General features: G+C 57.8%; 7 protein-coding genes. 1 reads left to right on the top strand and 6 read right to left on the bottom strand.

Features of this window, described 5'->3' with window-relative positions; all coding sequences use genetic code 11:
* Positions 1-72: 72 nt before the first annotated feature.
* The 3 genes from ACKVY0_RS14110 to ACKVY0_RS14100 are packed head-to-tail and all read right to left on the bottom strand — an operon-like array spanning position 73 to position 2,954.
* Positions 73-942, bottom strand: coding sequence for a nucleotidyl transferase AbiEii/AbiGii toxin family protein (locus ACKVY0_RS14110; RefSeq protein WP_409215471.1), 870 nt, complete (start codon positions 940-942; stop codon positions 73-75).
* Positions 939-1,580, bottom strand: coding sequence for a hypothetical protein (locus ACKVY0_RS14105; RefSeq protein WP_409215470.1), 642 nt, complete (start codon positions 1,578-1,580; stop codon positions 939-941). Before ACKVY0_RS14105 ends, ACKVY0_RS14110 begins: the two co-directional genes overlap by 4 nt.
* Positions 1,581-1,640: 60 nt before the next feature.
* Positions 1,641-2,954, bottom strand: a complete 1,314-nt coding sequence (locus ACKVY0_RS14100; protein WP_409215469.1) for a PQQ-binding-like beta-propeller repeat protein — start codon at positions 2,952-2,954, stop codon at positions 1,641-1,643.
* A gap of 44 nt (positions 2,955-2,998) precedes the next feature.
* Here ACKVY0_RS14100 and ACKVY0_RS14095 point away from each other — a divergent pair, with 44 nt between their 5' ends.
* Positions 2,999-3,946 (top strand): dihydrodipicolinate synthase family protein, encoded by a 948-nt coding sequence (locus tag ACKVY0_RS14095; RefSeq protein ID WP_409215468.1) that lies wholly within the window; start codon positions 2,999-3,001, stop codon positions 3,944-3,946.
* Positions 3,947-3,961: 15 nt separating this feature from the next.
* Here the strand turns inward: ACKVY0_RS14095 and ACKVY0_RS14090 are convergent, their stop codons facing one another.
* Genes ACKVY0_RS14090 through ACKVY0_RS14080 form a run of 3 tightly spaced genes read right to left on the bottom strand, consistent with a single transcriptional unit; the run spans position 3,962 to position 10,294 of the window.
* Positions 3,962-4,567: a hypothetical protein gene (locus ACKVY0_RS14090; protein WP_409215467.1), complete on the bottom strand. Its 606-nt coding sequence runs from the start codon at positions 4,565-4,567 to the stop codon at positions 3,962-3,964.
* A 1-nt stretch (position 4,568) separates the two neighbouring features.
* A complete protein-coding gene (locus ACKVY0_RS14085; protein ID WP_409215466.1) occupies positions 4,569-7,595 on the bottom strand; it encodes a hypothetical protein in 3,027 nt (1,008 codons plus the stop codon).
* The gene (locus tag ACKVY0_RS14080; protein WP_409215465.1) at positions 7,592-10,294 is read right to left on the bottom strand and encodes a hypothetical protein; all 2,703 of its coding nucleotides are present in this window, start codon (positions 10,292-10,294) and stop codon (positions 7,592-7,594) included. Before ACKVY0_RS14080 ends, ACKVY0_RS14085 begins: the two co-directional genes overlap by 4 nt.
* Positions 10,295-10,297 lie beyond the last annotated feature (3 nt).

The following is a 10,297-nucleotide window of genomic DNA, read 5'->3' as shown; positions in this document are numbered from 1 at the left end:
AGGTGATGCGGTTTGCATGAGCCCTGAGCATACGGCTGCCAGCAGGGGATTCTTCTGGAGCGGGCGATCACTTCATGTCTGAGTGATTCGCTCTGCTATCTCACGGAAGAAGTCGCGGCTCCAGAGTGTCAGATCGGAAGCATCACGAATGAACGGCTGCACATCCTGCCGTGCGGCGGTGAAATCCACAGCGGCGATGCGAACTTGCAGCCGCTGTCGCAACTCGGCGAGGGTCAGCGGCGTGGATTCAGGGCGATGGCCACTTTGCTGCATGCGGGCGGCGAGGTGGTCGAGGTTGCAGCGTACGCCACGGGCGGCGTACCAGATAAGATCATACCAGTCACGGCCCTTCACGCGGCCTTTCCAGTCACGACACAGCACGGCGTGAAGTTTACCGGCCATGAGTGATGGGAGATTGTAGAGGCGGACTTGAAACGGGATGGGCAGGAGCTGGGTGCGCACTTCAAATCCCGCATGCAGCGGCGGTTGGGTGTCGATTTCCAGCTTCACGCGCACTTGTTGCAGCTTCGGCATTTTTTCGCTCAAATAGGCCGGGGCACCGATGCGCAGGAGATTGATCTGCGTGCCGCCTTTGATGAAGGCGGACTCAATGGCGGTGTCGATGCTTTTGATTTTGCGCCCGACCTCAAACTGAAAACCGAAGGAGATCAGTTCATCGTGAACGGCGCTGAGGAAGGGATCGAGCCGGAAGCTGTCATCCGGTGCGATCAGCGAAAAATCGAGATCCTCGGAGAAGCGTGACAGGCCGTGAAATACCCGTAGCGCCGTGCCGCCGTAGAAGGCGGCGTGCTCGTAGAACTTCGCGCGCCAGAGGCCGAGGAGCGCGATCTCCTGCACGATTTCTTTGAGCGCGTTTTCGTGGTCCGCGAGCGTGATGGGCGCATAGCGCGCGAGCAGGGCATCAAGGTTGTGCGGTGTCATGGCGTGGGATGCTGCTTTTGAAAACGTGCCAGCCAGCGCGCGAGCAGCACGACCGGCCGCCAGCGATACGCAGCCGCAATGGCATCGACTTGATCGAGGGCAAGCCGGCGCAGGGCTCCTGCGTCGATGCGCAGATCCTTCAGCAGCAAGCCGGCGATGTGCTCCTGATTGCTGATGCCCGCTGCCTGCGCGACACGATCACACAGCGCCTTCTCCGCTGTGGCGAGGAAGTAGTGGCCGCCCGCTGCCTCACGCAGCTCCAACCCGAGCGGGAAGGCCGGCTTCGGCACCGAATGATACGAGAAGCGGCCCACGGGCGTGTCGAAGACCTTGTGCCGCTTCGTCGTGGCGCAGGTGATTTCCGCAACACGCTCCGGGATGAGGCCGTGCAGCTCGAGCGCCTTTTCCAAACTCACATACGATGGACCAAAGACGAGGCCTGCGAGCACCAGCGGATCGACGCCACGCAGAGCCAGTGGAGGTCCCGGCACATAGAGGCCCTTTTTCACACGCACGATCTCGCCCGAGGCCAGCATGCGTGTGATTTTGTCACGCGGTGAGGCGTAGTCACGCAGTCGGTCAGACAGCAGGACGTAGTCAAAGGGGTGATCCCTTGGGATGGTTGAAAATGCGCTCATTTTAGCTCGTATGTCGAATGATACTCGACTTACTAGCAAATATAAAGGGCTTAATAGCCCTTATTTCGTCAGCGATAAGCACACGATCTCCTCGTCGTTCCGGGCAAACGCACACTGATTCGCGAACGCTGGATGCGACCACACGACAGCTCGTCTTGGGTCCATGGTGGTCGGTTTGAGAAGCTTCGTGCGGCTGATCTCCTCGTAGCCTTGTGGTGAGAGCTTGGCGATGATGAGGTCGCCTTGCTCGTTGGCGAGGAAGAAGCGGTCGGCGTGTTTGATGATGAAGGCGTTCGCCCAGCGCACGGGTTTGTCGCCGGTGGTGGCGGCGAAGGTTTCCCAGAGGCGCTCACCGGTGTCGAGCTTGAGACAGCGGAGCTGGCCGTAGCTGCACACGCCGTAGATGTGGCCGTTTTCGATGAAGGGCGTGCTCATGAGGCTGTGCAGCGTGTCGGTTTTCATCTCGCTGAAGCTTTTGCCTTCCCAGTGCAGCGAGGCGGTTGGTTTCGTGGCATCGAGCTTGAAGCACTTCGAACTGGTGTAGAACGAGCTGAGCAGGAGCAGATCGCCCGCGAGACGCGGTGTGGCGACGGTGAGGCCAGCGCGCACTTCCCACGGATAGGACCAGAACACTTTGCCGGTGACCGGATCGAGCGAGTTCACGGCCTGCGGATGCCAGAGGATGAGTTGCTTTGTGCCTGCGTGCTCGATCATCGTCGGCGGACAGTAGCCAGGCTCGCGGGCGTTGAGTGCATGCCAGATTTCTTTGCCGGAATCCTTGTCAAAAGCCACCGCCACGCTGCCAAGACCACCGACGAGGCAGATGAGACGCTGTCCATCGAGCAACGGATGACCAGCGAAGCCCCATTGCGGTGTTTTGGCACCAAAGTCGGCTTTGAAGTCGTGCGACCAGAGCACTTTGCCGTTCTCGGCATCGAGACAGAACAGATTCCCTTCCGCACCGACCGTCCACACCTTGCCTCCGCTCACCAACGGTGTGCAGCGCGGACCGGTGGAGTAGCTCATCGTGTAGGTGCAGTCGTAGCGATGTTCCCAAAGCTGTTTGCCGCTCGCAGCATCCAGGCAGAGCACACGTTCTGTACCGGGAATGATACCGCGCGCAAAGGCATTGCCGGGAACGCTCGTATTCGCCGCCACCTGACGATCCATGAGATACACTTTGCCATTCGCGATGGCCGGACCGGTGTAACCGCCGCCGATTTTCACCCGCCAGAGCACTTTCGGCCCGCCTTCGGGAAACTTTTCGACGATGCCACTTTCACGCCACACACCATCACGCTGCGGGCCGAGCCACTGCGGCCAGTCGTCGGCATGAAGAGCAGAGCCAAGGAGCAGAAGAAGCAGGGTGCGCATGGACAAACAAACTCACCAGCATGAATCATGTTGCAGACGATTTCATGCCTCGCAGGTTCACCGTCATGATGAATCTGCCCGACTCTCAACGTCTCCACGGTCTCGTGACTGCCACGCACACGCCGTTTCATGCCGATGGTTCCTTGAACCTCGACGTGGTGGAAAAACAGGCGGCGTTTCTGCTCTCAAAGCAGGTAACGACCGTCTTTATCGGCGGCAGCACCGGCGAGAGCCACTCACTGACTTTCGATGAACGTCACCTGCTCGCGAAATGCTGGATGGCGGTCACAAAGGGCACGGCGATGCGTGTCGTGGTGCATGTGGGGTCAAACTGTCTCGCCGATGCGAAGGCGCTGGCGGAGCAGGCGGAAGAACTCGGTGCAGCGGCCATCGCCGCGCTGACGCCGATGTATTTCAAGCCCAAGAACGTCGAAGTGCTCGTAGAAACGATGGCGCAGATCGCCGCCGCTGCTCCTGAAACGCCCTTCTATTACTATGACATTCCGGTGCTCACCGGTGTGTCCCATTCGATGCCGGAATTCCTGAAGCAGGCCAAAGACCGCATCCCCACGCTCGCAGGCATCAAGTTCACCAACTCCGACTTGATGTCCTATCAATACTGCCTGCGTGCCGATGGCGGCATCTGGGACGTACCGTTCGGCTTCGACGAGCACATGCTCGGCGCACTCGCCATGGGAGCCAAAGGTGCCGTCGGCAGTGGCTTCAACTTCGCCGCGCCGATCTACACACGATTGCTCGCTGCGTTTGCGAAGAACGATTTCGCCGCTGCACGCGAGGAACAGTTTCGTGGCGTGCAGATCATCACTCTGCTGGCCAGCTATGGTTACATGGGGGCCGCGAAGGCCGTCATGGCGATGCTGGGCGTCGATGTCGGTCCGGCACGTTTGCCGAACACCACACTCACAGCACCCCAGAAGGACGGGCTGCATGGCGAACTCGAAGCGATGGGCTTTTTCGAGTGGGTGGGATGACTGCGTGAAGGATGATTACCGATGAGAGTGCATGACTCTCTTGGCTTCAACCGCAGGAGCAGAGACGGCCTGAATGATGGCGTAGCTGCCGAAACCAGCAGCCACGATACCCAGCAAGAACAGCAAGGCAGTGCCGACATGCTTCCATTCCATATGGTCTGAACCGAAGACGGGCGGGGGCTCGGGGCTCAACTCTTCGGAAGGCTGCGACGTCACATCATGTGCGTGGTTTTGACCTGGAAACGGGAGTGGTCGCATGGTCGTTCGCCGGGATTGTTTTTGTGCCCGATCTGGAAGCAAAGGCGACCACTTCGTCAGTTTGCCAGGATGCTGTTGAGCGCGAAGCGGAACCGGCGGCGGCATTCTCAATTTCTCACCATTTGGCGTCTGTTCATCCGGCATAGCTGCTGACACAGGCGGCCCGGCACTTCGACTGGCTTCTTTCTCTCTTGTCTGCCGGGCTTCTAAAAAATCTCGCAGCGGCTGCCACTGGCCGTCGATCTCGATTTGATGCATCGAGTGGATGTCACCGGATTTTAATGCTGCTGTGATGGCCGCAAGGTTCCATGGGCCCTTTTTGATGCCGCGCCATTGAAGGTGATATTGTTCGAGGTCTGCCATGTCACGGGTTGAGAAAGCGGGCTTCACCAGACAAAGGTTTGAGCGCGGATTTAGCGGGCACCAGATCAGCTTCATATTGCTTGAGCAACTGACTGCGATCCAAGGACATAAAGAAAACCGGACTGAGTGGAAGGGCATCTTTCGCCACCAGTTTTGCGGCTTCGGCGGCGGCCTTTCCGACCATGGAGTTCTCCACCAACTTTGGTTTGCCGCCATTCCCGGCGAGCACCCAAAGCTCATTCGAGGCGCGTGCGGGATTGTTCAAGACCAGCGATAGGTCCACCTCGACATAGCCCCCGAACCTGAGACCGGCCAGGGCCGCGCTGCGCAATAGACCCCGACGTGCGGAGGCTTCTTTGAGATAGGATCTGGCCTCGCATCTTTTAAAGAACGCAGTGAGTGGTGTAGTCAGTCTGGCACGCATCGCGGCAACCAGCCAGTCCTCGCTTCGCAAGCTTGTTTCACCGAGGATCTGCTGAAGTTCACGCAGGTCGGCTTTCAGTGAGGGGCAGAAATGCAGTCCCCAGGCGAATTCACGACGATGCAGCATGTTTTCCAGCCTCTGCACCACATAGGCCTTCGCGATCAGGCTGCCGCCCTTGTCCTTCATAACTTTTTCAAACATTTCCAGCAAAGAATGCATGAAGCGCTTGCCATCTTCATCCGTCATCCGGTTGAGCTGGAGAGAATTGATAAACTCACTGGTCGGGCTCAGTTTCGACTCAGCGACACCTATCCCGATGTAACCTCCGCTCGCTGGCACTCGCAGGAGATCCCGTTTGGTGAAGATCACGGAAGTCGATCCTTGACTCACATCGTAATACCGGCCTGACCAGCGAACGTTTTCGCCGATGTTTGCACGCGTCAGCATGCCGGTGGACCATAATGTGGATTCAGCACTGCCGCGTGAGTAGTCCACGATCTTGTTTTCCCAGATGTTGTTCAAATAGACGTCATCTCTGAGGGTGAGAAGAGTTTTCAAGTCTTCATCCAACGGTGCGGCTGGCTGCATATAGGGCCCCGAAAGATCATCCAGGACAGCCTTGAGTGCTGATTCGTCCCCGTCCATTAGGAGCGCGGCCAGGAACGCCGCCTCGGTGGGCAGCGCGGCCAGCGCCTTTGCCGCAGGAGCGGCCTCCGCAAACCGGACCTCACGCCATCCGGCCAGCGCTGTTTTGTAGGTCGCCAGAGAGTCCGCAGCCGCTGTCTCCGTTCGCACCTTGTCGAACTTCTTCAGTTCGTCCTCGAAACTGTCCAGCCGCTGACGCAGCTCCAGGATTTTAGACTCCAGCGGAGCAGGCAGTCTCAGTGCCTCTGCCTCCGGTTTTAGAGCCGCTTCAAGTGGCGCAAGCTTGCTCTCAATCTGGTTCACCGTTTCTGCCATGTGGGTGGCGAGTTTTTCAAAGGACAATTCTCTGGCGCTCGTCTGTTCGATGTCTGCCAATGAAGCGCCGGCTTCGGTGGCGAGCTGTTTGCCCACGCGGGCAAGGTGAAATTCAACACGGGTGCGAAGTGCGAGCAATTGGTTGCGCGGTCCCTCAGCTAGATCCCTGGCCAGCGACCTCACCAAAGCTTCCGCATCTTCCAACTGCCGCACCAGTTGGCCGGGAGGCAGTTTGCTGGATTCTCCCGCAAAACTTGATGCCAACATCTGAGCCGCGTCGGTGGCCTGTTTCTCCGTGGCACGCACCTGCCGGGTCCAGGCATCCACTTCCTCAATTTTGGCCTGAAGATAGGGCCAGTGCAGCAGCAGTTCATTTTCATGGCGCAGCTTGCGGATCAGCTCTTCAGCCGGACTGCAGACCTGTCGGTTTTGATAGTTCAACAGCTCCTGCGAGATGGAATAAGCTTTCCAGCCGTGCAACCCAAGTGCTGTGGTGCAGAGCAAAGCGCCAACGATCACAGCGGCAATTGCCACACGCCTCATGCGGCGTGCGCGTTGCAAGCCTTTGAGCCTGGTTCGCAATGCCTGGCCCACTGCCTGCAAGCGTTGCAACGTCTGGACTGGAACGGGCATTTGATGTGCTTCCAATTCCTTCCATTGCCGGACAAAAGACTCGTCCTTGGCAGCGATCTCGTTATAGGCCGGACTCGTGCCAATGCGCAGACACGTCTCCACTTCCTCAACGTCGGCGACGAAGTTCCGCAGAGCTTTTTCGAAGTCCTGACGTTTTTGATCGACGGCGTTATCCCGCTCGAAGAACTGCCTGAGGTCGTCCAACTGCTGCTTGCAGCTCTCGTCGGAGACTTCAATTCCATGTTCATCGATGAGCATCTTGATGGTCTCAAGGCCCAGGCCGACTTCCTGCCAGTTTCCTTCCGTCTGCTGTGCGAGCATTTGGGTCATCAGCTCAGGAAGCTGGTGTTCCGCCTGCCGGCGGCGAAAGGAGCGGCGAATGGATTCACCCGCCACATAGGCGTCCACACGTTTGAGTTTCTCTTCTGGTGCTGACGCCGCCAGGCCTTCTGTGAGGCAGGCGATGCGCTCTTCGTCGTCCGTCGTTAATGCTTCACGCAACTGCTCCAAAGCCTCCTGCATGCGCTTGTTATCCAGGCGTTGCAGTTCCTTCCTGGCGTTTTCGTCGGCTGGGTTGAGTTTGAGAATGGTGCGGACGGTTTGGAGCGCCTTGGTGTCGTCACGGGAGAGCACCGCTGCGCGGAAATCCTTGTAAAGCGGATGGTTGGCCGTGATTCCTCTGGCGTAGAGTGCATCCAGCGCCTGCACCGTCCTAGCATTGAGGCGCTGGGCCACCGGCAGATGATGTGCTTCACAAAATTCCTGCCAGGCTCTCTCTTCACCAAAGCTCAATGCTCCTGCCAGATCCAGCAGCGGAGGATCCTGCTCGGCGACTTGCAGCGCTTGGTAATCACTGCCCTTTTCAAGCATGGCAGCGGCCATCTCCAGCCGCTGCTCCACATCGGAACACAGACGGGCATAGTCCGCCGCCGTCTTATCAGACGCGGAATTTGGCATGCCGCTGGCGAGCAAAGCACGAACCGATTGAACTGTTTGAAAGACATTTTTCACGGAATGCTTGTGCCTGAGAACGGAATTTGGCTTTTTGTGATTTGAACTCTACAAAGGCTTTTCGCGGTGCCGGTCATTTCTAGAAGAGTATAGGTGCCTGAAGGTGGATTGACCATGGCGGGTTCCTGCCGTTGCAAGGCTTCCAACTGTCCCGCGATGCCTGCAAGCTTGATTTCCTTTTCCGCAATGCTCGTTCTCAGTTCTGCCTCCTTTTTTTCTCGACCCGCCATTCTGGGGTTCAGAGCAGTGATGAATTCCCGGTCTTTTTTGATGCCGTCGTTAAGCTCTGTTTCGCTGGTCTGGAGCCGCTTGATTTCAAGCGCAGCGTCATTGGCCTGAGGGGCCGGGGTTGTGACCACATACGTATCTTCCTTGCCCGCCGTGATGGCGTAGAGTTTTTGTTCAGCCGTCGCACCAGATGTTCCTTCAAAGCGAAGTTGGAATCGCGGCGCCGGGGCCTCGGCCAGATGAAGGCGCCCGATGATCCGGTTCATTCCGGCCAGTCGAACTTCGTTGGCCGAATGGTGGAACTGTAGCTCCGGAAGCTTGTTCAGAGTCAATAGTTCGCGTGTCTGCGAAGATTTGGTGCTGATGCGGAGGTCGAAAAGAACACGCTGCCCGTCTTCGCTGTATGCAATAATGCGACATCCATCGTTGCTTCCGGCCACTTGGGTAAGCCTGCCGCCTTCAAATTGAATTTTGTCGTTGGAACTCACAGATTGACGAAAGGAACTGCCCAACAGTTTCCATGGCTCGCCGAGATCTTCGGCTCTGCTGGCGATGCTGCCAGACTGGAGAGTCATGCCCGGCTGCACCGGCAGTTCCGGCAGTCTTGCGAGAGCGGCGCTCAGAGTTTCACCTTCCTGGAGTGCGAGCAGGTAGATGGGATTGACGGCTTCGGGCGAGTCAGGATTCTCGGCTGGTGCTTTTGAGACAGGAGCGGGGGCGGGAGCATTTTCCGACTTTTGGTTCTCAGCCTGAGCAACCATGGCCATCTCTTTTGATTGAACCATGGCTTTCAACCAACCCGGAGCGTTCGGCTTTTTTTTCAATTGAGCGACGATTAGCTGGATGCTTCCGAATGGTGCATTGCCACCAAGCGACTCGAATTTCGTCCAGTCGTCGAGCCACTCAGGGCGTGCGGTTTCGCCGAGATCTGCGAGCAGTTCCCGCCATTCCTTCGCAGTGCCTGCAGGTTGTGCATTCGCATTGAGAGTGTCCAGCGCCCCCTGCACCAGCAGCCGTGGATGCGATTTGTCCACAGCTGGCTCTTGAGTGAAGCAGTATGCGAAGCGCCGCCAGGCTGCTTTCTCCTCGTCCCATCGCTCCATCATGAGCCTCATGTGAGACGGACTTTGCGGCCGCCAATCCTGTGGGATTTTGATGAGGGAATGCTTTTTCAGCCATTCTGCATGTGCGTTCAGCATTTCGCTGAAATCATCTCTTGTGCGATCAGGAGTGGCTGCAATTTGGTCGAGCTGCGGTTTTTTAAGGCTTTGGTGGATCTGCTTGAGACATTCCTCGTGACTGGAGATCAAGCCACTTGCTGTCTCAAGGTTCGTGGGTTCACGGGCCTCTTGTTGCAACCATCTTTTGGTGTCCTCCAGTTTGAGATGATATTTTTTCCACGCGTCGTCAATCCGCTGCTCCAGTTTGACGACGTCTTGATTTTTTTGTCCCTGTTTGACTTGGTGCAGAAGGATGGCGGCCACAACGGCGACCATTCCCAGCATTAACAGGTATTTTCCACTCTGTTGAAGGGCACTGGCCGGCTCGCTCAGCCGTTGACTGCGCATTCCGTCTCCAAGTTGCGAAGAGCAGATGTTTTGTGCCACCTGCGCGTCAGGAATCTGGTGTGGCGGATTTTGAATCTGCTGCGCCGCCGACACGTTCACGCTTGGGGTCGCAGGAACGTGGACAGTCTTAGCAGTCACGTTGTTTGACTGTGGCGGTGGTGGTGCGGGAAGTTTGGACGGCTGGAGAAGATCAAAGACTGGCCGCGCTGATGTTTCCGTCAGCGCACGCAGGGGTGAATTGGGAGACAAGCCAATCCAGCGAAAGTCCGCCACATCATCATTGGGTTCCAAGCTGGTGGTGAAGGTGGTCTGCCACGCCTGGGCCGGCATTTCTTGCAGCGACTCACGAAACAATATCCGGGCATCTGTTCCGGGCGGTATGATCAAATAGCAGCCGCGCTGTGCGGTCGAACTCCATGGCAGACGGGAGTTGTCGCGAGCGCCGGTCACCTGCTCCCAGGCATGGGATGGCTGCGCACGCATGGTTGTGAGGTCGATCTCATCCGAAGGATCGAAAAAACGCGGCCTGTCATTCCATGAGGTGTACCATGACATCGCCAGCAGGACATCAGCCGGAGTGATGCCTGCCGCTACGAGTGGACGAATCTCCCGGGCTTCAACAATGAGATGGTGTGCGATGTGGTTGGTGCGTCCGGTGTAGTCAGAGCCTGCATCACGCAGGCAGCTCAGCACATGGAACTGCCCAGACCCGACAGCGAGAATGCGGTGGTTGTGAACCACCCTCTTGGGATCATGTCCAGGGAGCCTGGCAAACTGGCTGAACCGTTCGACCGTGGTGGCAAGCAGGCCGCTGACCGCGCGGTGTCTGGCCACAGTGCCAAAGCCAGTCCTGCCCGCTTCCAGCAGGCGCGGAGCGCTGGTATAGATTAGCTGCCAGGCCATGAT

The organism is Prosthecobacter sp., assembly GCF_046154365.1.
Lineage (GTDB): Bacteria > Verrucomicrobiota > Verrucomicrobiia > Verrucomicrobiales > Verrucomicrobiaceae > Prosthecobacter.
This window is presented reverse-complemented; position numbering and strand designations above follow the sequence as displayed.

Bases quoted from the DNA above. Each gene is read 5' to 3' on its own strand.
- ACKVY0_RS14110 (WP_409215471.1), bottom strand. From the start codon at position 942: ATGACACCGCACAACCTTGATGCCCTGCTCGCGCGCTATGCGCCCATC.
- ACKVY0_RS14105 (WP_409215470.1), bottom strand. From the start codon at position 1,580: ATGAGCGCATTTTCAACCATCCCAAGGGATCACCCCTTTGACTACGTC.
- ACKVY0_RS14100 (WP_409215469.1), bottom strand. From the start codon at position 2,954: ATGCGCACCCTGCTTCTTCTGCTCCTTGGCTCTGCTCTTCATGCCGAC.
- ACKVY0_RS14095 (WP_409215468.1), top strand. From the start codon at position 2,999: ATGCCTCGCAGGTTCACCGTCATGATGAATCTGCCCGACTCTCAACGT.
- ACKVY0_RS14090 (WP_409215467.1), bottom strand. From the start codon at position 4,567: ATGGCAGACCTCGAACAATATCACCTTCAATGGCGCGGCATCAAAAAG.
- ACKVY0_RS14080 (WP_409215465.1), bottom strand. From the start codon at position 10,294: ATGGCCTGGCAGCTAATCTATACCAGCGCTCCGCGCCTGCTGGAAGCG.